This window comes from Bacteroidales bacterium, from assembly GCA_012517825.1.
In the GTDB taxonomy this organism is placed as follows: domain Bacteria; phylum Bacteroidota; class Bacteroidia; order Bacteroidales; family JAAYUG01; genus JAAYUG01.
Map to the genome: position 1 here is coordinate 1 of JAAYUG010000005.1, position 25,798 is coordinate 25,798.

Consider the following 25,798-nt stretch of genomic DNA (forward strand, 5'->3'; position numbering starts at 1 on the left):
AATACTCCAGCACCCTCATCTGTACGCTTTAGTCGCGTCCCGCACGGGACGCGTGGATTGAAACCTTGATCTTATTGGCCATTACGGCAATTACTTCCTGGTCGCGTCCCGCACGGGACGCGTGGATTGAAACTCATATATGAAGGTATTTTCTTAAGAATGCCAACGTCGCGTCCCGCACGGGACGCGTGGATTGAAACTAATTACGATTCAAATATACAACCCCGCATACCCCGTCGCGTCCCGCACGGGACGCGTGGATTGAAACTGCAATGAATTGAGCATCAAGCCAGGCATCTGCGGTCGCGTCCCGCACGGGACGCGTGGATTGAAACTTGTTTCCAGTTTAGCACCGGATCGCCTTTTGAGGTCGCGTCCCGCAATGGACGCGTGGATTGAAACCAATGCGAACCTCTGCTATTGCTTTCTATTATTTTTTGTATTATACTTGCATTACAAAAGGTTTTCTGTTATCCTCGAAAGCAATTGGAGCTGCCCTGTCACTGACAGAAGGCCTTTTGTTTTGTTTATTTTGCTTCAAAATTCCTGCAAACAAATTCAATTTCCTTATCATGAAGTTCTATTAAGCCAATATTTCCGCTTCTCTTCTTTTGTGCAAAAAAAATTACCTCCCGTTGCTTGTGCCTGAAGGTTAGATTAGAAGAACAATAAGCCTTCTTACCTGGCATAAAATTGCAGATCGCTCTGTCAGAGTTTTTCGGAGCATCAATGAGGAATGAACGTAAAAGGTATGGCTATGAAATTTAAAAAGTTTTTTAACTTGCAAAGTTTTCTTACGGACACCAAAAATCTTCAGACTTCTGTAAAATAAAAGAAATCAAATAATTGCGATCAATCATCCGAATAAATAAAATCCTATGAATAACGGCAAAAAAAAATTTCTATACCTCGTTTTAACCTTTTTAACGGTAGCAACAGGTTATGCTTTTATTCGGCTGGCCTATAATGTATCTGACAGTTTCCCATTCACACAAGAAATAGTTCTGATTTTTCTTGGCACCATTGCCACAATTTTTATTACAGCGCTATTATTAAATAAACAAACTTCCGTTGAGCTGGAGAAAGAACAAAATATACGGTATTTTGAACTGAAAACACAAACCTATCAGCAATTACTCGACTTGCTTGAAGAGATGTCGCTTGTAAAAGGTTTTTCGGAGAATGAAATTATACGACTTCAGTTTATTACCCACAAATTGGCTGTTATTGCCTCAGCAGAGGTACTTCGCGAATATCAATCCATGTTGCATACAATAAAGCAATTATCTGTTGACAATAGTTTTGTTGGTGATATGCCTTTGCTTCATAGCTCTTTAGCCCGCCTCACTCTGGAAATCAGAAAGGACATACTAGGTAAAAATAGCCTGCAGAATAAAGGTTTTACACAGGAGCGAATAAATGAAATTATTATTCAAAACTCTGAGGAAGAACTAACCAATTAGGAGGGCAATCGTTTTCGCACTTCAGTTCCATTAAATTATCCCTTATTCTATTGCCTGCAGATTGCCTGGTTTAAATCGAACCATCTAAACAAAATACTCTTATACCATTAGTTACTGACAGAAATTGACAATGGGTAAGATTATTTTAGTCACCGGAGATATACAAAGCAGAAAATTTTTACTGTTCCATCTAAACATTACTAACTGTTCCTGGAAGAAAGATATGGGCAAACTGAAAAATCTCGGCAATATTAACCAGCAAAGGGTAAGCAATAAATTGCCGCCGTTTACCGAAAAAGATATTGAATACCTTTTTGAAACAGAAATTTACTCTGAAAGTCTGGTAGCTCTAATGGGCTATGATATCAGGGTGAACGAAAAGCATTACCATGAAAGGGTTCCTGAACAGCGGCCGATTGCCTTGCTATATTGTGAGCCCAATCACAGGTGGTGGTTCAAGGAATGTCTTTTGCTGAAAAAAATGTCATTGCAATAAATGCACCAACATATATTTTTCTGATAAATGGGAAAAAACTAATGTAAATTGATTTCAAACATCGCTTTACGAATAACAGGAACATCAAAAGTTACACCATACACATCCTGCAGAAAGTCTTCCATCGCCATTTTCCTGAGGTGAAACTCGCGGGCATCTTCCTGACCACTCTTTCCGGATAATCCCGGCTTAAAAACCACTTCATTATCACGTTCCATGCAGTGAAAGCGGTATTCGTTAACCGGAAAGGTAAGCAGGTCGTCATAAACCGAAGCGGTAAGGGTAAAAGCCCTGAACCGGTTAAAATGCATATCGGAATCAAAAGCAACAACCCCCGAAGGGGTTACTGCATCGAAGTTCCGGATTTTGATAACCGGAGCGGCAAAAGGCACTCCCAGTTTGGCCGAGACAGCCACAACTTCCCTGAAAAGACTATGATTTTTTAAAACCTCGTACCGGAACTCCGGCAATTTCCTGTCTGCCGCCCTTCCACCAAGCTGCCGGATAATTTCCTCCACTTCCGGAGGTAAAGGTTTATACTTCCGCCATTTCACCGTAAGAAAACTATAGAGATGCATTATATGACCTATCAGATCAGAATTATGTAGTTTAACAGCCGTCATATTCCCCTGGCTTGATCAGTTCATCATATATCGGATAAGGCCTTTCCAGCCGGGGACTTTTTGTAAAATGAAAAGCCGGCATAGGGTCTCATCTCTGAAAACCGTAATAGTTAAATTGTACAAACCGGGCCTGTCTTTAATGCCGGTCATTTCTCCTATGCACAATTCTCCTTCGCGCGAATAATAAAGGGCAAGTACATGCCTGTTGCTGAATCCCGGCTCATAATCCGGAAGCTCGTCCTCCGTAACCAGTGTGTTGACCACATCCTTTATACCAAATTTTCTTTGTTCGGGTGGTCCGATAACAAGGCGCCTTGATGCTATATAAAGAATGCTCATGGTGCTTTCCTTTTACCTTTTTGTCATCATAAGAGCTATCAATACCGATTTTTCTTCCTGGAATGTGTACAGGAAATGGCCATGTGTTTCAGCCGTCCTTTCCGGTTGCCTGGGAATAAGCCATACCGGAATGCAGATTTCTCTCCATGGTGGTAGGCCGGTTTTGTTTTTGCCATTCATATTGTCATGTTTTCTCAGGCAAAGGTCATCCCGGAAATTGTCAGGCTTTGACAGTGTTCAGAAGCGGAAAAAAATATTTTTCTGCACCATGATTATAAATAACCAGTTGAATAACTGACAATTATGTCTCAGTCCGAATAACGTTTCCCGATGTTGGTTCCGGCAAAAGTTGACAGCGTTGCATATTTATTTAGCAGTCAATTAAAGAATCAGACAATGAAAAGTCCTTCACAAACCTTCACGGCCATTGATGAGCTTTTACAGCGCAGCCGTAAGCATATGCATTCGGAAGAATTCAAAAAGTTCATTGAATTTTTAGGACGTTTCCCTGACTACGCCTATTTTAACAGAATGCTGGTTTACCTTCAGAATCCTGAGGTAACACTTTTCGGAAGCCACACTTTCTGGCAAAGCAATTTCAACAGGATAGTCAGGGACGATGCAAAGCCCTACATAGTGCTGGTGCCATTCGGGCCGGTGGGACTGGTGTTCGACATTATGGATACCGAAGGCCATGTCAGCCCGGAGGACCTATTGAATGAAGTTACCAACGGAGGACCTTTTTCGGTTAAAGGAAGTTTTACTGAGGCACAGCTGGAAGCAGTAATAAAAGAGGCTTATCAATGGGGTATCGAGGTCATTTATGTACCGGCGAATTATTTTCTTGCGGGGAATGTAAGAAAATTTGGGAATGGCAAGATTACAATAGGACTTAATAAAAATCTCGGTCCGGCCGAGAACTTTGCCACCCTTCTTCATGAAATGGGCCACTTGTTTGCAGGCCATCTGGGAGGGATGCAGCTTACCAGAAAGAGAGAACAACAGAATCAGCAGGATCAGCAAAATCAACAAAATCAAAATAAAAAGACCAGAAAAGAACATGTGAGTATTTTTTACCATTATGTATCAAAAGATGCTGAAGAAATTGAAGCCGAAACGATCAGCTGGCTGATATGCAGGCGTTTCGGGATCGGAACCAAGTCGGCTGAATATTTGGCAAAATGTAATCTGAGCGCAGAAGTTCTTAGTGAAATCAGCCGTGAATTAATGATCAAGGTTGCCGACATGATTTTTCAGTTGTTCTGCAAGGACCTGTTTAAGTTAAATGGAAAAATAGTAAGAAAAGAAAAAGAACCTTTTCGTAATCTGATCGATATATTTTCCTGAAAAAGAAACTGGTTTGTTATTTCGCTGATCGCCATTTGCAACTGGCTTTACACTATACGCTCTGCGATTTACGCTGGAACTTTGAAACTCTGGAACATTGGAACTTTATAAACCGTTCCTTAATCCCCTACGGGGAAAAAGATTTGGTTTACATTACCACATCTATTGTCCTTCATCCCCTATGGGGAAAGAGCGTAAAGCGTAAAGAAATGGTGTTCATCAGTTTATTCTCCGCTTAACGTTCTACGCAATTGTTTACTCTACTTCACTCTAAAATCTCAAATCACAACTCAAAAATGCCCGAAAATTCCCTATTTCCAATTTCCTATTTCCTGTCCTTGATCACGCTATAAAAACCAGAACACGTTCATAGGAAATGGGAAATCTTTGGAAATTTCCTATTTCCAATTTCCTATTTCCTGTATGAGATCACGTTATGAAAACAAGAGTACATTAATCGGAAATGGGAAATGGGAAATCGGAAATTTATTAATGGGAAATGGGAAATCCCTGGAACTCTGGAACCATGGAACCCTGAAACTCTACAACATATATCTTAACGAAAGGACCTCCCTGATTCTTACCGTTCCCAATGATTCTCCCTCATGGCCGACTAAGGTTATGCGATCAGTGACGGAAATTCGCTGCACCAGACCTTCTTCCGCGATCCAGTCGGTGATTTGCATGCCACTGTATAGATCGCTGTATAGATATAGATATTCAATTTTAACACAACCATATAACTTCCCGTTTCGTTCAAGCACTTCTTCGCCGACAGCCTTTTTATCAATTTGCAGGGACATACCTTCGCGCGGGTAACGATACGTCCACTGCACCCCCTTTTTGAGAGGATATTTAATATTCAGCGTCGGAGGATCTTCCAGGATGATGGGAGAATCGTCCTCCGCAATTCCAACCAATCCGGAAAGCCCTTTGAACGAAAACAGATTTCCGGCAACGAAACTACTTTTTCGGGCAAAAACAGCAGGACCGGGATTCTGGTACCCCAAACATTTCAGTCCGTCAGCATCTTCAAAAAAATATTCCATTGAACGGAATGTTGCGGGATAATCATAAGCCCCGAAACACTTTACTGCCTGTCCGTTCAGCACAGTATCGCGCAAAATGGTAACCGAGACCTCGGAGGGTATTGAATCGGTTCTGATAATTGTCTCCGATTGGTCTGACTCATAATAATCAATTATAATAAACCGGTCATAGCTCCAGAATGTTCCCGTTTTCATCGGATAACCCGACAGGCCGTCATGGTCATTGTCCTTGTCATGGTCGCAGGAAACTGCCAATAAGACAATAAACAGAAGGGATGTTGCGGAAAAGAAAATTCGCATACTGAAAGGGGTTTCTAAATCTTCACAAAGATCTTTTTCTTATAAAAGAAGTATAGCACCAGCCAGCAAACCAGGGTATAGGTAAGCCCGTCGGCCAATGTTTTCCATGCCTCCGGCAGGTGGTTTATCAGACCTTCAAAAAAGAAGTTCCGCACACACCATAAACAGAGCATGGGCTGCATCAGGTAGCTTACGATGGAATTCATGCCGATTACCTGGAAGAAAAAGGCCCATTTTTTCTTGCCCCACACATCAATAATGAGGTAAAATATCCCGAGGAGGATAAGGCTCCACCCTCCGGCATAAACGACAAATGAGCTTGTCCATAGTTTTTTATTAACAGGAAACACATTGTGCCAGAGCCGGCCGATAATAAGGGCCACGATGCCGGCCATCAGAATAGCAATTCCTTTCTGCACCGGTTTTGGAAGCCGTTTTTCATCGCGCAGGAAATCGCCGGTGAGAGCGCCCAGCAGAGCTGTTCCTATAGCCGGCAGGGCGGAGAGAATTCCTTCCGGATCGAAATAATTTTGTTCATACAGCCAGCCGGGCAGAAGAAGGCGGTCGATGTACCCCACCAGGTTCCCTTCCCAGGAAAGATCGCCGGCCTTAAAGCCCGGTGCAGGTATGAGCGCCATAATGGTCCAGTATCCGAGGAGGATGACAGCAAACCATATCCACCGCCAGGTACGGTTGGCATAAAGAACGATTACGGCCGCAAAAAACCAGCCGATACCGATGCGGCCAAGAACACTGGCAACGCGGATATGTCCGAAATTAAGCCGCAGAAGTCCGTTGTAAATCATCCCCAGGAAAATAAGGAGCACGAGCCTTGTAAGCATGTGTTTCCAGATCTGCAGGCCTGTGTCGCCCCTCTCCTTTCGTTTTGCCATGGAAAAAGGCAAAGAAACTCCTGCAATAAACAGAAATAAAGGAAAAATCATATCATAGAAGGCAAATCCGTGCCAGGAAACATGTTCCATCTGCCGGGCGGCGGCCTCAAGGAATGGCCATCCGGTGAGGGTTGCCAGACCTATAATAATCATGTTGCCGCCCATAATCCATAGCATGTCGAAGCCACGAAGGGCATCAAGAGAAGCCACACGGCCGGTTTTGTTCACTGGTTCAGTCATAGGAAGTAAGATTTATTGTTTGGTTATTCATTGGCCAGAGGTCGATTCGTAATTCCTTGTTCTCTCTGTTATTATTTCACTTTTAACGGGTTAGCCGATTCTTTCTGATACTGCTCCTGGAGTTTCTTAAGGGTTGTATCGTCTTTCACCTGCCGCAGAGCCTTCGCCAGGTGCTTTACCTGGATATCGATCAGCAGTTTCCCCAGCTGGGCGTTGGCATACTGCGCATCACCGGCATAATGGTTGGGGAAGCGGGCGTACCACCAGAGGGCTGTGAAAAAATCAGGCAGATTATTCATCCGGGCCTGGTCATCACCGCTCTCTGTTTTAACTGCTTCCAGTTTCACCAGGTCGGGACGTATGGCAAGCATTTCGGATGTTTCCCGTTCACCGGCATGCATTTCTTCTACCTTTGATTTGACAAGCTTCTCAGCTTGTTCCATTTCAGAATCGGGTATCTGCGGCTCATACAAATAAAGCTGGTACGGATGGGGTTCTGCATTCTGGCAAAAGACGAAATAATGCAGGAAATCATTGTTTCCGCCATGCCCGTTCACCAGCACAATTTTCGAGAACCCGTTGCGCGCCAGCTCATTGCATGTTTCCTGCAACAGCTTCCAGGTTAATTCAGGACTGTAGGCAATGGTTCCCGGTTGGTGCCTGGCCTCGTTAATCTGGCCGAAATAGTATTCCGGGAAAACAACGGCATATTCCGTTCTGGCAGCATTTACAGCCAGATTACGGGCCGCAATAAGGTCGGTACCGAGCGGCATATGAGGCCCGTGTTTTTCCATTATACCCAGAGGGATGATGCAAACCCCTCCGGATTTTTCGACCGCCTTGACAAAATCAGGAGCAGTCAGCTCTTCGTATTTAACCGGAAGAGGACTATCGGCTTTTGCCTGCGTCTGAGCCATGAGCAAATGGGCCGACGCAAACAGGGCAACCAGAACAAATACGGTTTTTTTCATAAATTTTTATTTTTTAGGTTGTAACCCACGTGTTTGATAAATCTCCATTTAAAGGTGTTTGTATATACAAAAAAGGTAGGTTTCATAACGAATTTGGCAGTTTAGTTTGACAGCTAAATTGTTCTTTTTCGCATCTTTATTCTTTAGGCTGTCCTTCCGCTCTCCGGAACCAGACTTTCATGGGATTGCAGCCCCGGTTTGACCAGGCGTAGTAAGGAATAAGCGTTACTTCCCTGGTTCCGGCTTTTTTATCAGCAGTCAGTGCCGTTCCTTTAAGGATAACGACTCCTTTCAGCAGTTCCGGTTTCCAGACCGGTTCAAATTCAGCATCCTCAGGAACTGAAATATTATCGAGGCTGAACGGATTGTCAGCTCCTTCAGCACAATAGACAACAGGTCCGCGTTCGACGGCCAGTTTCCCTTCGTCGTCCTTCACCAGCGGATTGGCAATTACTTTACGCACCGCCATGGGGAATTCCAGTTCAGCAACATCCCCATCTTTCCAGGGATAGTTGAGAAGCAAATATCCGTTTGAGAAGTTTGCGGAAACCGGCTGACCGTTCACCACAACCTGCGGAGTAGCGTCAAAGGAATTCAGGTAGGAATAGAGATCGCCCGGGAGTGGCTTTCCCTGAACCCATCCCGGAATCCGGACAGCAAGAATGGTTTTCATTGCAGGAGCCGGATGAAGGGTGAGCTTCACTTTTCCGTCCCATGGATAGCGTGTTTCCTGCTCCAGTACGAGGGCATTATTGCCCATAATAATGGTAGCGCGGCTGCTGATAAAGAGATTGACATACACGGTATCTCTGCGGAAGGCATAAATATATCCCGGAACGGAAGGAATAAACCGTGCCAGGTTGGAAGGGCAACAGGAGCAGTCGAACCATTCCTGGCGGGTACAGGAGCCCATGTTGAAAGGAGTTTTTCCGTCCGATTCGAGCGGATTTGGATAGAAAAACCTGGTTCCGTCGAGCGAATAACCCGAGATGACCCCGTTGTAAAGCGAACGTTCCAGCACATCAATGTATTTGCTGTCGCCGTGCAGAAGAAACATGCGCTGGTTCCAGAGGACGTTGGCTATAGCGGCACAGGTTTCGGCATACGCGGTATCATTGGGCAAAGCATAAGCCGGGCCGAAGGCCTCCCATGCAGGCCATGCTCCTACCCCGCCGGTAATGTAGATTTTTCTGTACACCACATCTTCCCAGAGTTTATCCATATGTTCCAGATAGGCTTTATCGTTCATTATAGCGGCTATATCGGTGGCTCCGGCATACAGATAGAGTGCCCTGACAGCATGGCCAACCGCTTCATCCTGCTCGAGCAGGGGCTTATGGGTCAGGATATATTCCCTGTAGTATTTCGGATTGGCATCGGGGTCCCTTTTCCCTCTCTGATCGACAAAAAACCGGGCCAGTTCAAGGTACTTTTTATTGCCGGTAGCCCGGTACAGTTTAACCAGGCCGATTTCTGTTTCCGGATGCCCGGGAGTAATATGTAGTTTGTCAGGCCCGAAGGTATTTACCAGCAGGTCGGCATTTTTAATGGCCACATCGAGCAGGGTACGTTTTCCTGTGGCCTGATAATGGGCCACAGCCGCTTCATAAAAGTGGCCCACATTATACAATTCATGACTGCCGAGCGGATCTCTCTCCCAGCGGTTCTTTGCCCACGAACTGTCAGGGTTGATGGTCCGCATGGTATATAAATAGCCATCCGGTTCCTGTGCTTTTGCAATCAGGTTGGCCAGCGAATCCAGGTATGCCTCCAGTTTCGGATCCGGGTGCGTAGCCAGTGAATATGAAGCCCCTTCAATAATCTTGTATACGTCAGAATCGTCATAACCATATTTCGAGCAGAACTTACCCGGGATAACCTTTCCGGCTACGGCAAAGTTGGCGATGCGCCCGGTTTCCTCGCTTTTCCTGAAAGCAAACGGGATGGTCACGGTCCGGTTGGTTTCTATTTTCTGGAGCCAGAAGCTGTCGGTAACCTGAACCTGGGTAAAGGGAACAGGTTTAATCGGATAGTCGCCTGCAGATGGTTTTCTGCATCCTGCCATTATCAATAGAACAACAGACATTAAACAGACAAGAACTTTTTTCATAATCAGGTGAAATTTGGAAAAGCCAAATTAATATTTTATTGGATTTTTCGAATAATTCTCTTTAATTTGAACCAACAACCAACCGACAGACCATGAAGCCCTCGCAAGTTCATTTCCTGGAGGAATTCCTGTATTCCATTCATTTTGATTTTTCCGCCACCATAACAGCCACAAGCATTTGGTGTACCGTGAACTGTTTAATTCAAAGAACCAAAAACCAACACATACAACCATGAGTAAACTGACTTTAAAAGAAAAGATTGGATATAGTGCCGGCGAAATAGGAAGCACCATCAGCTGGCAGGGGATGATGTTCTTCCTTGGATTTTTCTACACCGATATTTTCGGGCTTCCAGCCATTACCGCCGGATATCTTTTATTTCTTCCGCGTTTTTTTGACGCATTTGTCGACCCGATTGTGGGGATAATTGCCGACAGGACCAATACCCGTTGGGGAAAGTTCAGACCATATATTCTCTGGTTTTTCATACCTTACAGTATCCTGATGGTTCTGATGTATGTTACGCCCGATTTCAGCCTTACAGGAAAGACGATCTATGCGTATATTACCTATATTCTGATGATGATCATCTACTCCCTGATCATGACCCCGTATAATGCCCTGGGAGGAGTGATCACGAATGATCATATTGACCGCACCAGCTTACAAAGTTACCGGTTTCTTATGGCCTTTGCAGGCGGACTTCTCATACGGGGGCTGACAAAGCCACTGGCCAATCTGTTTGGCGGGGGGTACAATCCGGCTAACGATATGCCCATGAATCCGCAGAAAGGATTTATGCTGACCATGCTGGTTTTTGCCATTATCAGCCTGGCGGCGTTTTACTTCACCTTTGCCAGCACAAAAGAAAGGGTAGCTCCTCCGCCGAAACAGAGAACACCACTTCTTACCGACCTGAAGGATCTGATCAACAACCGTCCCTGGATCATCTTGTTTTTCGTATCAACCCTGAATCTTATCTATGTCGGTGCCTGGTCGGCTTCCATGGCCTATTTCTTTAAATACTACATGTCGGTTAAAACCCTTCAGGTTTTTGGGTTCAATACAGGTTACGATTTGTTTTCGGCTTTTAATGTATTTGGTTCCATTATCATCATTCTCGTTCTGGCCTTTCCTGTTTCCAACTGGCTGGCAAAACATTTCGGAAAGAGAAATACCCTGGTTGTTTGTTTCAGTCTGGTAGCTGCTTCCATAGCGGGCTTTTATTTGTGCAGGCCTGCGGATGCCGGGCTGACACTGTTTTTCCAGTTTATCCAGTCGGCTGCTGCCGCCCCGACCATGCCGCTGGTTTGGAGCATGTACGCCGATGCTGCTGATTATTCGGAATGGAAGAATAACCGCCGCGCCACAGGACTGGTTTTTTCGGCTGTTGTTATGGGACAAAAGGCCGGCATAGCCCTGGGCTCCGCCATTACCCTCTGGGTACTGGGTAAAGCCGGTTATAATCAGGAAATCATGCAGCAAACCGGTTCTGCACTCACGGCCATACGGTATTCGATGAGTCTTATTCCGGGTGCTATAGCCCTGGTCACAGCATTCCTGTGCATTTTATACCCACTTACCAATGCCAAAATGGATCAGATACAGGCTGAACTTAGCCTTCGCCGGCAGAATGAAACCGTAACAACAATGTAAATGCCATGAAAACCTATCGTGTCTGGGTTCCTGAGATCAACAAAGCGGAACTCTCGGAATTTGATTTTGACGAAAAAATCAATAATCCCAACGAAGTTATTCTGAAGAACCTGTTTTCGCATGTTAGTGCGGGAACTGAGCTGGCCTGCCTGGCCGGTCTGGAAAGTTTTTTCCCCATTCCGAATGTGCCGGGTTACACAGCAGTAGCTGAGATTGTGGAAAAAGGGAGCAATGTACCTTTTTCTGTCGGGGATGTTGTTTACACCTACGGGCCGCATGCGGCTTATTTTAAAATTGATATCACCGATCGCTGGCATGGGGTATGTGTTAAAGTACCGGAAGGGCTGGAGCATGATGTTGCGGCGTTCACCCATATGGCCGGGATTGCCATGACGGCCATCAGGGTATCGGGAATCGAACTGGGCGACAAAGTAGCCGTAACCGGTCTTGGTGCCATCGGAATTCTGGCCGGCCAGCTTGCGCGTCTTCAGGGAGCCATGGTATTTGGCACTGACCCGGAAGAGTTCCGGCGTAATCTTGCCCTGCAGTGCGGAATTGATGCAGTGATCGACCCCGCGGCAACTCATCCTGCTGATGAAATCCGAAGGATTACCGGCGGGGAAGGTGTCAGTACGCTCATCGAAGCATCGGGAAACTCATCCGCTTTGGAATCAATGCTCGATGCCGTGGCACTGAACGGTGAAATTATCCTCCTTGGTTCACCCCGAAATCCTTACCAGACCAATCTTACAGAAACCCTCCGTCACTTCCACCTTCTGCCATGGAACCATACCCTGAAAGGTGCACTGGAATTTACCTTTCCTACGCAACCTATTCCCTTTGTCAAGCACAGCATCGAACGGAATGCACAGATCATTATGAACCTTATGAAGGAAGAAAAGCTCAACATTGAGCCAATTTATACCCATCGGCTGTCTCCCTCCCTTGCCGCCATGGCTTACGAAGGCCTCAGAAACAGGAAAGATGAATTTGTCGGAGTGGTTTTTGACTGGTCTCAACTCTAAAACGCATTAACTATGAGAAAATACACTATTGGAATTATCGGAGCCGGCATGATTGCCGAAAAGCACATTCAGGCATTTCAGAAGACCGGAAGGGCAGAGATCACATGGGTAGCCCGAAAGGACAAATCGCGCCTCAACGGGTTTGCCTCCCGCTATGGAATTCCGCGCGGCACGGACGATTATCGTGAATTGCTTGCTGATCCGGAATTGGAAGCGGTAGTAATAACATCGCCCCCCTACCTGCACCGTGATATGTTTATTGATGCATTAAGGGCCGGGAAACATGTCCTGCTTGAAAAGCCGGCTGCCATCAACCGGAAACAGCTTCATGAAATGCTGGAAGCACGGCACCGTTTTCCTCACCTGAAGGTACTTGACTGTTCCTGCCGCCATGCCCGGCTACAGCCTAAGTTCAGGTTTGTAAAGGAATACATACGCTCAGGACAACTGGGTGAAGTCTATTTCATCCATCACAACGGGGTATTCAGGAATGGGCGTCCGGGCATTGAATACCATCCTGCTGCCAAGTGGTTTCTCAACAAGGAACTGGCCGGAGGAGGGCCAATGATTGACTGGGGAGTATACGACCTCTCCTTTCATCTGGGTTTGCTTAATGATGAGCCGGAACTGAAGAAAGTGCATCATGCCTTTGTAACTTCCGGTCTGGACAAAAAAGATCCCGGAACTCCGGTATACAATGTAGAGGAACATGGAATGGCTCTGCTGGAATTTGATAATGGCCTCCGGTATTACTGGGAAAGAGCCGCCCATGCCAACGTGGAAGCACCCCATGAAACCCGGATTTACGGAACAAAGGGCGGACTCAAATTTGCTTTTTGCAGCTGGGATTCTCCTTTGATAACCTTCTTTGACTCAGAAAACGACGGAACGGGAAATGCCCGCCGGGTTGATACGGAAGTTGACATGAGTTCCCACATTGATGACGATTATGCCCTGGCCGAACACTTTATCGGGCTTCTTGACGGAAAGGAAGATCCCCTGATGCCCATTGAACGGGCGGCAAAGCACCTGGAAATCATTTTCAAAGTATACGAAGCAGCAGGGGTAAAACTCCCCTGAAACAAGTATCAGAGGAAGTTACGGTGTAAAAATCCCTCAAACTGTTCTTTGTACTGGTCACCAACCGGTATCCTCACGTTGCCAAAAATGATCCGGGAGCGTTCGATGGTTAAACCCGTATTACCATCCCGGCAGGAAATTCAGGCCAAAAGTGCCGAATTTCAGGTCGTTGCGCTGGAACGGAATGGCGTAATATGGTTCAAGAACAAGGTATCCGAAGAGGTTGATACGCAATGATATTCCGGCACTGGTAACCAGTTTGCGGGTAAATGGTTCAGCAATACCTGTAAAGTAGTCAACACGGGTATCTTCCAGTACAGGGCCATCGGAAAAGCGCAGGCGGGCACCGCTGTTCCATGCTACTCCGGCATCAAAGAACAGAGCGGCTTCGGTATAGAGGAATTTGGACTTAATAAGAGCCAGTTGTTCAATACCGGTAGTCGGCACACGGAATTCAAAATTGAAAAGCGCCATGCGCGATCCGAGCAGGTTCTCTATCCCCATGGAATTTGTTCCCGGCACATAATTCGTAAAAACGGCATTGTCGTACCCCCTGATATACCAAGGATATCCGAGATACAGGGATGAGTAAAGCATATTTTCGGCATCCTTGCCGTAGCGGCCGTAATGGTATAAACGGAAACTGAAATTGACAGGTTTAATGAAGAAATATTTCCGGAAGTCGAAAAGCCCTGTGTAAAAGTTATAGGAGCCGAAATACTTTTCTCCTCCGACCCGCATCCGGTAACCGCGAAGCGGGGAAGTCATCCCGAAATAGGAATTGTCGCCTACATAGGCCAGGTCAACCTCCTGAATATTGAAACCTTTTGGTACCGGCTGGTTGCGCTGAATACTTTCTCCGAAATATTGCATGGGATACCCCATGTATTCGGTATAGTATGTATTATAGATGTCAAGGCGGTAATAGTACCACGCAACCGAAGCCCCTGCTTCGATGCGACGGGTCTGGGAAAAGGGATAATAGCCGAACAGGGAGATTTTATCTTCGAAGAGTCTGTAATAATAGAGTGAGTACTTTATGAGCGGGAAAAGAACGGTGTCTTCCTGCTGGACAAATCGTGCGGTATCGAATGCTGCACCCATGCTACCAAAGCGGTAAGGGATATGGGACACAGAACCACCCCAGTTGATTCGTCGTTCCTGATTGATATAGGCAAACTGTCCTCCGAAGTCATAAATTTCTCCGTTCAGGCCGAGGGCGGCATACATCTGATTTTCGCCCGTAATATCACTGAAAAGAGTTTCAACACTTCCGGCCACTCCGGTTCCATAGCGGCTGGTTGCTACACCCACCCCTCCTGAATTGCCGATATAGTCGAGTTTAAATTTCCTGCGGAATGGAACATATTTGAATTTATCGGCAGGAATTTCAGAAACAAATTTTTCCCTGCTGAGGTCACGATCAACGATGTTTACCCCGAAACGCTGGGCAGGAGGCAAAGTTCCTGCGGTTTTATCCACTTGATCAGGGTGCATCTCCACGGCCCTGAATTGTTCCGGCCTGGCAGAGAATACGGTATAATCTCCTTTCTGATAATAGGTATAAGCAACAACTCCGGTGGCAGGTGAAACGCTGAGGGCCGGTGAAAACATGGTAATACCGGAAATGCCGGTATAGAAATTGGTCAAACGGAAAACCTTTGCTGTTTCGAAATCATAGCGGTAGAGGTTTCTCATTCCGTCACGGTCAGAAAGGAAATAGAGCGATTTTCCGTCGGCCGAAAAAACAGGATTCATATTGTTCGCTGCCGGGAAAATATTCAGGGTGGTAATCTCTCTGGTTTCCCGGTCGTAAAAGGCTATGTTGTAAACTGAGCGGAAATGATACTGGGGTTGTCCTTCCCCTGGCATATCGGTTGTAAAGGCAATCTTTCGGCCATCGGGCGACCAGGCAGGCTGCATATTGGCCCAGGCATCATTGGTAATTTGCTCAGCCCGTTTATGACGAAGGTTATAAACCCAGAGATCGGACTTACCTTCCTTCAGCCCGGTAACCACAATTTCTTCTCCGTTGGGTGACCAGGCAGGATTGGAAAATGATTCAAGCCCCGGAATAATCAGCTCACCCCGTTTTTTCCCGGAAGGCACATCGAGAATTAACAGACGGTTATATCCCTCTTTGAAAATGACAAAGGCAAACTGCCGGCTGTCGGGCGACCAGGTGCCCGAAGATTCGATAAAGTGAATCTGGTCGATGTTTCCGCTGTTGACGGTGCTGAAAAGTTTCCTGACACTTGTTCCCGTGGCGGCGTCAGCAAGATAGAGATCGTAGGTAAAAACATCCTTCTCGGAAACAAAGGCAACATACTTTCCGTCAGGACTGAGCATGGGCGCCAGGTTATTCCGTCCTGCGTTCACTTCCGAAAGCAGTTTTGTTCCTACGGGAGGTTCAATGCTGTCGGTGAGAAAACGTTTGTAGTGAACATAGGTGGCGCTTTTCCACATGTTCCCCACCGTAACGGCATTCTGTTTTAAGATGCTGTCGCAGGCAATTTCCAGTCCGAATTTGGAGGTATAATCCAGCAGGGGAACGATAACCGAATCACCCCAGACCTTGCCAACAAAAGCCAGAAAAGCCTGGCCATAGCGGTAAGGAAAGTATTTATTGGAACGGGTAAGGTCGTCAAGGCTTGGAAAGTCGTTTTGCTGCACTGCATCACGCATCCACATGGCTGTATTGGGATCTTCACTCCCGATACTGAAATATTCGGCCATCCCTTCAATCAGCCACAGGGGAATGTTTCGCAGATTGCGCATACGGCTGTCTTCACTGTGCAGAAGAAGGTTATACTGAAAGGCATGGACCATTTCATGTCCGATGATATGGCTGGTCTGGCCCATGGATTCATTGAAGGGCATTACAATCCGGTTCTTAAGGCCTTCGGTAACACCGCCGGTTCCCATTCCAATTTCTCCTGAAATAGCTGTTGTCTGCTGAAAATCAGCCTGATTTGAATACAAAATAATGGGATTGCGGGTTGTAAAAGTGTCTTTGAACAATGTAAGATGGTGGTTGTACCAGTCTTCGGCCAAAGCTCCCACCTGCTTTACCAGCGAGTCATTCTTCATGTAATGATAGAATTCAAAATGCGGTGTCCGGTACACTCTGAAACGAAAGTTTTTGTAATCGGGCTTGTTTCGTCCAAAATACTGCCCGCTGGCGGTCAAAGAAAACAAAATCATTGCCAGAAATACCCCCAGATATTTCCGCAAACAATACCGTACAGTATGGTTCATAAACAACTGATTTCAGTGCAAAACTAAACCAATCTGAGCAGAACAAAAAACATACCAGAGGCAGGACAAAAACCAACAAAAACAACTTGTATTAACGTTTTTTAACCAGCTCAACCAGGGAAAATGAGTCTGGATGGATATTCTTTACGAACATTAGTAGATTTCCGATTAATGAATTTCCGATTTCCGATTTCCGATTAATGAATTTCCGATTTCCGATTTCCGATTTCCAATTATTGTGCTCTCGCTTTCATAACGTGATCTCATACAGGAAATAGGAAATTGGAAATAGGAAATTTCCAAAGATCTCCCATCTTCTTTGCATGAACTGAAAGATTTTTGTTTTCACAGATTCACTCATGAAGCATGATCCTGAAAAAAACAGGTCTCTTTTATTGCGTCTTCCCCGATAAAATATAACTTTCGGAAAAAATTAAGCCTATGACTGCCGATACGAAACGAGTTGTTTCTGTTGATGCCCTCCGGGGATTTGACATGGTATGGATAATGGGAATTGGATCCCTTATATCTGATCTTCCAAAAGCATGGGACAGTAATATCAGCCGTTTTCTGGCAACCCAGATGGATCATGTTGAATGGACAGGTTTTCACTTTTACGACATCATTATGCCGCTCTTTTTGTTCATTGTCGGAGTGGCCATGCCTTTTTCCGTCTTACGGAGGAAAGAAAAAGGGGAACCGAAAAGGAAAATATATCTTCATGTAATCCGCAGGGTTATCATACTATGGATCTTCGGAATGATGGTTCAGGGTAACCTATTGTCCTATTCCTGGCACGAACTGAAATTTTACAGCAACACATTGCAGGCAATAGCTGCCGGGTATCTGATTTCCTCCATTCTTCTTCTGGAAACATCGAAGCAAATTCAGTTATATGCAACAGCCGGGCTTATGCTCGTTTACTGGCTCTGCATGGCACTCATCCCCATTCCGGGTGCGGGAGCCGGCAATTACACCCCTGAAACCAATCTGGCCATTTACATTGACAAAGCCCTTCTGGGAAGCCATCAGGACGGTACAACCTACTCCTGGATTTTAAGCAGTCTGAATTTTGGTGCCACAACCATGTTGGGCGTCTTTGCCGGATACATCATCAAAGGTTCCGGATCGGGCATCGCCAGGACAGGACAGCTCTTTCTGCTGGGTATTGCCCTGATTGCAACAGGTTTGATCTGGGATCTGAATCATCCCATTGTGAAACATATCTGGACCAGTTCCTTTGTTTTGTTCTCCGGCGGCCTCTGTTACCTTCTCCTGGCCCTGTTCTACCTGTTGATTGACGTTTTTAACTGGAAAGGATGGGCTTTCCCCTTTGTAGTGATTGGTTCCAATGCCATTGTGGCCTATATGCTCGGTCACCTGATTGATTTCAGAGTGATAGGAGATGTTTTCGTCGGAGGCCTCGCCAAATATACAGGGGCATGGCAGGAAATCATCCGCTGGGCAGTTCATTTTGCCATACTTTACGGCATATTGTACTACCTATACAAGCAAAAAATCTTTTTGAAAATTTAAATACGGATTGAACTGTACCCCATCGGGAAGATCCTTTCCCCTGATTTTTATCGGGCAGTTCTGACGCACCATTCCGTAATCATAGTCTTCAAAAAATTATTATTGGGCTATCAATGAAATCAGTTTGGATTTTTTGAAGCAACTAAGTTGATATTCAGCTCAATTTCGTCTTTCAGCACTTTGTCTTTCATTTTCGTGCTGTACGATACCCCATATTTCTGACGGTTGAATACCAGGTTACCTTTGGCCCGTAAAGTATCGCCCTGCTGGGTAAACCGGACACCCGTTACAGCTTCCTCGGCCGTACGACCACGAACGGTAAACCTGCCATAAAGAGTATCGTTCTTCATTGTTTCAACAACAAAGGTAGCAACCGGAAAAGAGTCAACGGCAAAAAAATCGGCACTTGATAAATGCGCCACCAGGTATTCTTTCGGGGTTTTTTCCGAATAGTTCTTGTCGGTAGGGCTGATGGATTTCATATCCACTTCAAACTGTCCGGAGACAATTGCATTGCCTGAAACAGCAAAAGTGCCGCCTGTGAGTTTGATCAATCCGTAATGATCATAAATATTCAGCATCGATCCTTTCCAGAAGATGGTTGAACTGTCCGTTAAAACAGTATAGGAGCCATCTTCAGCCGCACCGGCAGGGCCCGATTCATTCTTAGCTGCCGGCTTGCAGGAATAAAGAACCATTGCTCCGGCCAGAAATGATAACAAAAACATTTTTTTCATAGTCGTAAAGTTTTCTTAGTAACACTTAAGATCTCCGTTTGTTTAGTTCATTTATCGGTTGTTTTCTATATTTGAAACTGAAAAAGAGCGGATGAAACCCACATGTTTTGCAATCACCTTTTAATGTAATGTATTGAAAAACATATGGGTTCCGTCATATCGTAAAAAATCCACAGGATATTAAAATGAAACAAAACCTCCTGTATCTGTTTCTGCTGGCGAACATTGCCTGTACCAGCAATCATTACCCTTCCGCGCCTGCAAATCCTGATGCTTCGCCTGAAGCTGTGCAACTGCTGAATTTTTTGTATTCGATTCAGGGAAAGTATATTTTGTCAGGACAGCACAATTTCTTGTACGAACCGGTCAAATACACCGAACTTGTGCATCAGATCTCTGGCAGGTATCCTGTCGTCTGGGGATGTGATTTCAGTTTCAATGTATCAGGCGAAGATGCCAGGAAATTTCAGCATTGTGGTCCGGCCAATCTGATGGATTATGCCGACACATTCCGGTTCCATGGCATTCATCCTGATACCCTGAGGGAAAGGATGGTGCAGAAAGCCATTGAACTCTGGAAGAAGGGGCATATCATTACTCTGATGTGGCACCATTGTTTCCCTCCCCTGGGAGACACCTGCAATGGATCCTCGGTATGGGCCATGGAAAACAGACCATCTCCCGAACTTTGGGATTCGCTCGTAACCGAAGGCACTGCGCTCAACAATGCATGGAAAAAACAGGCTGAAATAATTGTTCCATGGCTGCAGAAACTCCGTGATGCTCACGTGCCTGTTCTGTGGAGGCCATATCACGAAATGAACGGAGTATGGTTCTGGTGGTGCAACCAGCAGGGCGAAAACGGATTTCCCAGGCTGTGGAAAATGATGTTCCGTTACTTCACCAGAGAAAAGAAACTGAACAACCTGCTCTGGGTATGGAATGCCAATGCTCCCAGAGACATTCCCGGCGATGAAGCCTACCCGTATTATTTGTTCTATCCTGGTAATGAGTATGTAGACGTGCTTGCCGCCGATGTTTACCGGAATGATTACAGGCAGGAACATCATAATCAGCTTGTTCTGCTGGGAAAGGGCAAACCCATTGCCATTGGGGAAACCGGCGATGTGCCTGTTGACAGCATTCTATCAGTCCAACCCCGGTGGACATGGTTTATGGTCTGGGGCTATTTTATCCGCTTCAGCCAGAACCCGCCCGAAAAGGTCAAGGCGTTGTACAATTCTTCCAGGGTGCTGACACTGGATGAACTGGTTATAAAAGAAGACGGGCTGCATTTAGCCAAACCGGAAAAGGAATTTTAAATTGCAGCTCTTCACTTAAGATTTTGTTAACCTCAAATAAACAGCCATGAAACGCGTTATTGTAGTTTTTGCTGACGGATTTGAAGAAGTGGAAGCCATTACACCGGTGGATGTTCTGCGCAGAGCCGGGTGTGAAGTTCAGATGGTTTCGGTAACAGGAAAAAAAGAAGTTACGAGCACGCGCGGAGTGCGAATAATTGCAGATGCATTATGGGAAGAAATATCCCCGGAGGAAGCTGACATGCTTGTTTTGCCGGGAGGGCAACCCGGTGCCGGGAATCTTGACCGGCATGAAGGGCTGAAAGGCGCATTGCACCGTTTTGCAGAAGAGAGCAGGTGGATTGCCGCTATCTGTGCGGCACCACTGGTACCAGGCCATCTGGGACTTCTCAAAGGAAAAAAGGTTACCTGCTTTCCGGGAACGGAAAAGGAACTGGAAGGAGCAGTTTGCACGGGCAATCCTGTCGAATCAGATGGTTTTGTACTCACAGGAAAGGGGGCCGGAGTGGCACTTCAGTTTTCACTTCTGCTGGTTGAGAAACTTCTGGGAAAAGAAAAGGCAGAAGAAATAAAGCACAGGATGATGGCTTAATATCTTAGATACGATAAACCAACCAACCATGAAAAAATTCTTGCTTCTTTTGACATTGCCGGCACTTTCTGTGTTTTATCTCCGTGCCGCTGCGATTTATGTGAGCCCTGTCGGGAATGATTCGGCAAACGGAACCCTGACCAGCCCGATGAAGTCTCCCGCTCTGGCGGCAAGGAAACTAAAGGCCGGAGACACGTTGTTTTTCCGCGCAGGAAGGTACCTGCTTACAGAACAGTTTGCAGATCATCCATCCGGGTGCGATGGAACACCAATAGTTTACAGCGGTTTCCCTGGCGAGCTGGCCATCCTGGATGCTTCAGCAATGAAATTGCCTGATGTGGAAAGAAGACAGAGGCCCGGACTGTATCATCAGGGAGCCGTTCAGTTAACCGGAGTCCGATGGCTGGTCATCAGAAATCTGACGGTAGAACATTCTCCTCTGGCCGGAATCGGTCTCTGGAACAGCTCCCATATCGATATCATCAACGTTACCACGAACCTGACCTTTGCTCCGGGCATCTGTGCGTGGCCGGGCTGTGAATACATCAGGGTGTTGGGCTGTACTGTCACAGGCGCCAATTCACATAAAATGAACCGCGATACAACCCGGTACCCAACCAGAAGAGAAGCACCTCACGAAGCCATCAGCATGTGTGCTTCCCATTTTGAAGTTGCATGGAATCATATTCATCACTGCGACAAGGAAGGAATTGATGTTAAAGAAACAGCGTCGCACGGGAAAGTTCATCATAACTATATTCATCATGTTGCCCGTCAGGGACTTTATGTGGATTCCTGGTTCGGAAAACTTGAAGATATTGAACTGTATGAAAATGTGGTTCATGACTGCGTGACAGGCTTTGCCGTATCAGCCGAAGGAGGACCCGTGGCAGACCGTATTTACCTTCATCACAACCTGTTCTATAATAACATAGGATGCGGAATATTCTTCAGCCGCTGGGGAAAGGATAACCTCCGCACCAACATTGTTGTTGAATACAATACAGTTGTACATTGCGGATATGGTGACGGAACAAAAAACTTCTGGCTTACGGCCGGAGGATGTTATCTTTATTCAGAAAATCTGTATAATATTCGTATTGCCAACAATGTTTTTTCTGACAACTGGCCTTTTCAGATCGGATTATCGTCATTGCTCAACAACAAAGACACACTCATAAGAAAAAAAATACACATAGAAAAAAACCTGATCGATGACAGAGTGAAGGGATTGAATTTCCCCATCTACCTGCATTGGCCCGAAGATTCAGTGTTTCGGTATAAAGGGGAAGACCCTCTGCAGGCCAGGATTACATTTGCCTCAGCTGATCAGGGCAACTTCACTATACAGAAAATCCGGCCTGACTCCGGCAAAAAGACTGAGGCAGGAGCTTTTCCTCAGATAATACAACATGGTTTCTGGTGGAAGGAATCGTTCCCTCCTGCTTTCTGACTTTTATTGCTGGTTTATCCCAGGTACCATGAATTAACATGTTAATTCATGGTACTTCGGTTTATCTGAAAAAAAGAAAGACGATGTAGCCGCAGTAAAGCAGAAGAAAAATTGCGGCTTCCCACCGGTCGAACTGTTTCTGAACGCCCGTGTGCATGCTGGCAAGAAGCACCAGAGAAACAATCAGGTACAATATAACATCCATATTGAAGGACGGCGGATAAGGGACTGAAGTTAATGTCACGGAGGTTCCGAGAATAAAAAGAATATTGAAAATATTCGAACCGATAACATTACCAATGGCCAGGCCGCTTCGTTTTTTCCATGCGGCAACTGCTGATGCCGCCAGCTCAGGCAGTGATGTCCCTCCGGCTATTAGTGTAAGGCCAATAATTTTCTCACTGATTCCGAAAGATTGTGCCATTTTTACCGCATTTTCAACCACCAGGCGGCCCCCAACCACTAACAGAATCAATCCCGCCAGAATCAGCAGAACAGTTTTTGCAGAACCGAAAACAACAGCAGGAACCTCTGGTACCAGATCGCCTTTCCTGTTGCGATAGCTGTATAGAAGAAAAAACAGAAAAAACACCAGAAAAATGGCACCATCATACCACCTGAGGATGTTATCGTTTGCTGAAAACCAGGAATCATTGCCCAGAACCAGTATCAGCATGCCGGCAAAAATCGAGTAGGGTATTTCATTCCGTATGGTTTTATCCTGAATGGGGATCGGGGAAATAAGACCGGAAATACCCAATATGAGAAGGAGATTAAAGATATTGCTTCCGATGATGTTTCCCAGCAGAACCTGTCCATGTCCGCCTGCAGAAGCAAACAGACTTACCACAAGTTCCGGGGCTGAAGTGCCGAAGGCAACAATGGTAAGGCCAATGGTAAGTTCCGAAAGGTGATATTTTCTTGCCAGCGAACTTGAACCATCAATCAGCCAGTCAGCCCCTTTGATGATAAAGACAAAACCAACTATCAGCAATACAATCCAAAGCCACATAGTTTCGTATTGATTAATATGATTTTCGCAATATTACAGATTTTCCAAAAATTGGAATTCCATTCAGAATTTATTGCTCCGCGTTCAGGGTTGACTTTTTTTCAAAATGGGTTGCCGGAATATTTTTAACCGAAGTTAACCAAAGAGAATACTCAGACTTCATCGGATGAACGATATTTGTTTCATTTCGTTGATTCTTTTTTTAGAAAACGATTAAAAATTCATATATTTGTCATTCAGCGGAATGGAGTTTGCCATGACAGAAAAGAACAAACATCTGAATGATCCTCTGAACAAAGATTTTGTTTCGACTGAGGACGGGAATGTGCAGTTTCTTATCCTGCACAATGATGAGATCCATACGTTCGATTATGTGATAGAGAGCCTGATCGACGTATGCCAGCATGAACCTGAGCAGGCAGAGCAGTGTGCCCTGATAGCTCATTACAAAGGCCAGTGCGATGTAAGGAAAGGCACCCGCGATACCCTTTCACCCATGAGGGAAGGACTAACCGAAAGAGGACTCACTGCAACCATTGATTAAATATGTCATTATTCGTTATCATCCTGCTCATTGTTCTCGGTATTGTACTGCTTCTTATCGAATTTCTTGTAATACCCGGAATCACCATAGCCGGAATAGGAGGCCTTGTGCTGATCGGCACCAGTATCTATTCTACCTACAAAAGCTATGGGAGCACAACCGGGAATATCGTGTTGGTTGTAACTTTTCTTCTTATTCTTGCAGCAACCTTTTTTGCACTGCGGTCAAAGACCTGGAGAAAGGTCATGCTGAACACTACGGTTGACGGGAAAGCAGCTGAATCGTTTGATGACAGGTTGAAACCGGGTGACCACGGAAAAGCTGTAACCCGGCTGGCTCCTATGGGGAATGCCATGTTTGGTGATATTATTACAGAAGTAAAAACCATGGGCGAATTTGTTGATGCCGGCACCGAAGTAGAAATTGTTAAAGTACATAACAAGGAAATTGTTGTAAAACCTATAACCCGTTCATAATATGGAAACTCCTGTATCATTTTTCTTCTGGATTATTGGTATCATCATACTGATCATCCTGTTTCTTTATCTGGTGCCATTGAATCTCTGGTTCCGTGCTCTTGTTTCGGGGGTGCATATTTCCCTTTTCCAGCTCATTTTTATGCGATGGAGGAAAGTGCCGCCGAGTATCATTGTCGGGGCCCTTATTGAAAGCACAAAAGCCGGAATCAAACTTGAGCGGAATGAACTGGAGGCGCACTATCTTGCAGGAGGTCACGTTGAACGTGTGGTACATGCCCTGGTAAGTGCATCAAAAGCCAACATTGATCTTTCGTTCAAAATGGCCACCGCCATTGACCTTGCAGGAAGAGATGTTTTTGACGCGGTGCAGATGTCAGTAAATCCTAAGGTTATCAATACTCCTCCAGTTACCGCTGTTGCCAAGGACGGGATTCAGCTGATCACCAAAGCCAGGGTAACTGTAAGGGCCAACATCAAACAGCTGGTCGGAGGTGCAGGAGAAGAAACAGTGCTGGCACGCGTCGGAGAAGGGATTGTTACAGCTATCGGGTCCTCCCTCAGCCACAAAGAAGTTCTTGAAAATCCTGACAAGATATCCAAAACGGTGCTGGCTAAAGGACTGGACGCCGGGACGGCTTTTGAAATACTCTCGATCGATATTGCCGACATTGATATCGGGAAAAATATCGGAGCGGTACTGCAGATGGACCAGGCTAATGCCGACAAGAATATTGCCCAGGCCAGAGCGGAGGAACGCCGGGCTATGGCCGTTGCCTATGAACAGGAAATGAAAGCCAAGGCACAGGAAGCAAGGGCAAAGGTAATCGAAGCGGAAGCACAGATACCGCTTGCCATTGCAGAAGCATTCCGCAGCGGAAATCTCGGGATTATGGATTACTACCGCATAAAAAATATTGAGGCCGACACCAACATGCGCGATTCAATTGCCAAACCGGGCCAGCCTCCCAAGAAAGAATAGAGAGATTCATTGCAGAGGCGGGGAAATCCCGCCTTTTCTATATTTTCTTTTTTTTGTTTGGAGGTTTATCAGGTTTTTTTACTTTTGTGCTGCCAAAAATTTTCCGGCTTTGGTTGTATTATTTCTTAAGCCGGGTATTTGGAAAGACAATCATCCGGAGAGGTGGGTGAGTGGCTGAAACCAACGGTTTGCTAAACCGTCGTTCCGCAACCGCGGAACCGGGGGTTCGAATCCCCCCCTCTCCGCAAACGGGGTGTAGCGCAGTTGGCTAGCGTACTTGCTTTGGGAGCAAG

General features: G+C 45.7%; 23 protein-coding genes, 1 tRNA gene and 1 CRISPR repeat array. Of the genes, 14 read left to right on the forward strand and 10 right to left on the reverse strand.

Annotated features, from left to right (window positions below):
- Positions 1–31: 31 nt before the first annotated feature.
- Positions 32–402: direct repeats of the CRISPR family, unit length 33 nt; unit sequence GTCGCGTCCCGCACGGGACGCGTGGATTGAAAC.
- Positions 403–878: 476 nt separating this feature from the next.
- Entirely contained in the window at positions 879–1,463 is a 585-nt protein-coding gene (locus tag GX419_00110) for a hypothetical protein (GenBank protein ID NLI23095.1), read from the forward strand.
- Positions 1,464–1,686: 223 nt separating this feature from the next.
- Positions 1,687–1,959, forward strand: coding sequence for a hypothetical protein (locus tag GX419_00115; protein NLI23096.1), 273 nt, complete (start codon positions 1,687–1,689; stop codon positions 1,957–1,959).
- A 38-nt stretch (positions 1,960–1,997) separates the two neighbouring features.
- Here the strand turns inward: GX419_00115 and GX419_00120 are convergent, their stop codons facing one another.
- Genes GX419_00120 through GX419_00130 form a run of 3 tightly spaced genes read right to left on the reverse strand, consistent with a single transcriptional unit; the run spans position 1,998 to position 3,101 of the window.
- Entirely contained in the window at positions 1,998–2,582 is a 585-nt protein-coding gene (locus GX419_00120) for a hypothetical protein (GenBank protein ID NLI23097.1), read from the reverse strand.
- Positions 2,583–2,597: 15 nt separating this feature from the next.
- Positions 2,598–2,921 carry a hypothetical protein gene (locus GX419_00125; protein ID NLI23098.1) on the reverse strand — a complete coding sequence of 108 codons (324 nt, stop codon included), beginning with the start codon at positions 2,919–2,921 and terminating at the stop codon, positions 2,598–2,600.
- A 12-nt stretch (positions 2,922–2,933) separates the two neighbouring features.
- Positions 2,934–3,101 carry a hypothetical protein gene (locus GX419_00130; protein ID NLI23099.1) on the reverse strand — a complete coding sequence of 56 codons (168 nt, stop codon included), beginning with the start codon at positions 3,099–3,101 and terminating at the stop codon, positions 2,934–2,936.
- A 216-nt stretch (positions 3,102–3,317) separates the two neighbouring features.
- Here GX419_00130 and GX419_00135 point away from each other — a divergent pair, with 216 nt between their 5' ends.
- Positions 3,318–4,268, forward strand: a complete 951-nt coding sequence (locus GX419_00135) for an ImmA/IrrE family metallo-endopeptidase (GenBank protein ID NLI23100.1) — start codon at positions 3,318–3,320, stop codon at positions 4,266–4,268.
- 542 nt (positions 4,269–4,810) lie between these two features.
- Here GX419_00135 and GX419_00140 read toward each other — a convergent pair.
- From GX419_00140 to GX419_00155, 4 genes are all read right to left on the reverse strand, one after another.
- Entirely contained in the window at positions 4,811–5,617 is an 807-nt protein-coding gene (locus tag GX419_00140) for a hypothetical protein (protein ID NLI23101.1), read from the reverse strand.
- A gap of 14 nt (positions 5,618–5,631) precedes the next feature.
- Positions 5,632–6,750 carry a DUF5009 domain-containing protein gene (locus tag GX419_00145; GenBank protein NLI23102.1) on the reverse strand — a complete coding sequence of 373 codons (1,119 nt, stop codon included), beginning with the start codon at positions 6,748–6,750 and terminating at the stop codon, positions 5,632–5,634.
- A 71-nt stretch (positions 6,751–6,821) separates the two neighbouring features.
- Positions 6,822–7,721, reverse strand: coding sequence for a creatininase family protein (locus GX419_00150; GenBank protein NLI23103.1), 900 nt, complete (start codon positions 7,719–7,721; stop codon positions 6,822–6,824).
- A gap of 136 nt (positions 7,722–7,857) precedes the next feature.
- Positions 7,858–9,807, reverse strand: a complete 1,950-nt coding sequence (locus GX419_00155; protein NLI23104.1) for a glycoside hydrolase family 127 protein — start codon at positions 9,805–9,807, stop codon at positions 7,858–7,860.
- Positions 9,808–10,063: 256 nt separating this feature from the next.
- On the opposite strand from GX419_00155, the gene GX419_00160 reads away from it, so the two are divergent.
- The 3 genes from GX419_00160 to GX419_00170 are packed head-to-tail and all read left to right on the forward strand — an operon-like array spanning position 10,064 to position 13,593.
- The gene (locus GX419_00160) at positions 10,064–11,488 is read left to right on the forward strand and encodes an MFS transporter (protein ID NLI23105.1); all 1,425 of its coding nucleotides are present in this window, start codon (positions 10,064–10,066) and stop codon (positions 11,486–11,488) included.
- Between the two features lie 5 nt (positions 11,489–11,493).
- Complete coding sequence (locus tag GX419_00165; GenBank protein NLI23106.1) at positions 11,494–12,513, forward strand: zinc-binding alcohol dehydrogenase; 1,020 nt, start codon at positions 11,494–11,496, stop codon at positions 12,511–12,513.
- Positions 12,514–12,525: 12 nt separating this feature from the next.
- Positions 12,526–13,593, forward strand: a complete 1,068-nt coding sequence (locus tag GX419_00170; protein NLI23107.1) for a Gfo/Idh/MocA family oxidoreductase — start codon at positions 12,526–12,528, stop codon at positions 13,591–13,593.
- 120 nt (positions 13,594–13,713) lie between these two features.
- Here the strand turns inward: GX419_00170 and GX419_00175 are convergent, their stop codons facing one another.
- The gene (locus GX419_00175) at positions 13,714–16,851 is read right to left on the reverse strand and encodes a tolB protein precursor (protein ID NLI23108.1); all 3,138 of its coding nucleotides are present in this window, start codon (positions 16,849–16,851) and stop codon (positions 13,714–13,716) included.
- 441 nt (positions 16,852–17,292) lie between these two features.
- Here GX419_00175 and GX419_00180 point away from each other — a divergent pair, with 441 nt between their 5' ends.
- Positions 17,293–18,387, forward strand: a complete 1,095-nt coding sequence (locus GX419_00180; GenBank protein NLI23109.1) for a DUF5009 domain-containing protein — start codon at positions 17,293–17,295, stop codon at positions 18,385–18,387.
- Between the two features lie 119 nt (positions 18,388–18,506).
- On the opposite strand, the gene GX419_00185 is transcribed toward GX419_00180, so the two are convergent.
- The gene (locus GX419_00185) at positions 18,507–19,124 is read right to left on the reverse strand and encodes a YceI family protein (protein NLI23110.1); all 618 of its coding nucleotides are present in this window, start codon (positions 19,122–19,124) and stop codon (positions 18,507–18,509) included.
- 185 nt (positions 19,125–19,309) lie between these two features.
- On the opposite strand from GX419_00185, the gene GX419_00190 reads away from it, so the two are divergent.
- The 3 genes from GX419_00190 to GX419_00200 are packed head-to-tail and all read left to right on the forward strand — an operon-like array spanning position 19,310 to position 22,491.
- Positions 19,310–20,446 (forward strand): glycosyl hydrolase family 26, encoded by a 1,137-nt coding sequence (locus GX419_00190; protein ID NLI23111.1) that lies wholly within the window; start codon positions 19,310–19,312, stop codon positions 20,444–20,446.
- Between the two features lie 46 nt (positions 20,447–20,492).
- Positions 20,493–21,038 carry a DJ-1/PfpI family protein gene (locus GX419_00195; GenBank protein NLI23112.1) on the forward strand — a complete coding sequence of 182 codons (546 nt, stop codon included), beginning with the start codon at positions 20,493–20,495 and terminating at the stop codon, positions 21,036–21,038.
- Positions 21,039–21,066: 28 nt separating this feature from the next.
- Positions 21,067–22,491 (forward strand): right-handed parallel beta-helix repeat-containing protein, encoded by a 1,425-nt coding sequence (locus GX419_00200; GenBank protein ID NLI23113.1) that lies wholly within the window; start codon positions 21,067–21,069, stop codon positions 22,489–22,491.
- A gap of 61 nt (positions 22,492–22,552) precedes the next feature.
- Here GX419_00200 and GX419_00205 read toward each other — a convergent pair whose 3' ends face one another.
- Entirely contained in the window at positions 22,553–23,503 is a 951-nt protein-coding gene (locus GX419_00205) for a calcium/sodium antiporter (protein ID NLI23114.1), read from the reverse strand.
- A 256-nt stretch (positions 23,504–23,759) separates the two neighbouring features.
- Here GX419_00205 and GX419_00210 point away from each other — a divergent pair, with 256 nt between their 5' ends.
- The 4 genes from GX419_00210 (at position 23,760) to GX419_00225 (ending at position 25,750) form a co-directional block, all read left to right on the forward strand.
- The gene (locus GX419_00210; GenBank protein ID NLI23115.1) at positions 23,760–24,047 is read left to right on the forward strand and encodes an ATP-dependent Clp protease adaptor ClpS; all 288 of its coding nucleotides are present in this window, start codon (positions 23,760–23,762) and stop codon (positions 24,045–24,047) included.
- Between the two features lie 2 nt (positions 24,048–24,049).
- On the forward strand, positions 24,050–24,523 hold the full coding sequence (locus GX419_00215) for a hypothetical protein (GenBank protein ID NLI23116.1): 474 nt from the start codon (positions 24,050–24,052) through the stop codon (positions 24,521–24,523).
- A gap of 1 nt (position 24,524) precedes the next feature.
- Complete coding sequence (gene floA / locus GX419_00220) at positions 24,525–25,505, forward strand: flotillin-like protein FloA (protein NLI23117.1); 981 nt, start codon at positions 24,525–24,527, stop codon at positions 25,503–25,505.
- Positions 25,506–25,661: 156 nt separating this feature from the next.
- A tRNA-Ser gene (locus tag GX419_00225) sits at positions 25,662–25,750 on the forward strand.
- The last annotated feature ends 48 nt before the right edge of the window (positions 25,751–25,798 follow it).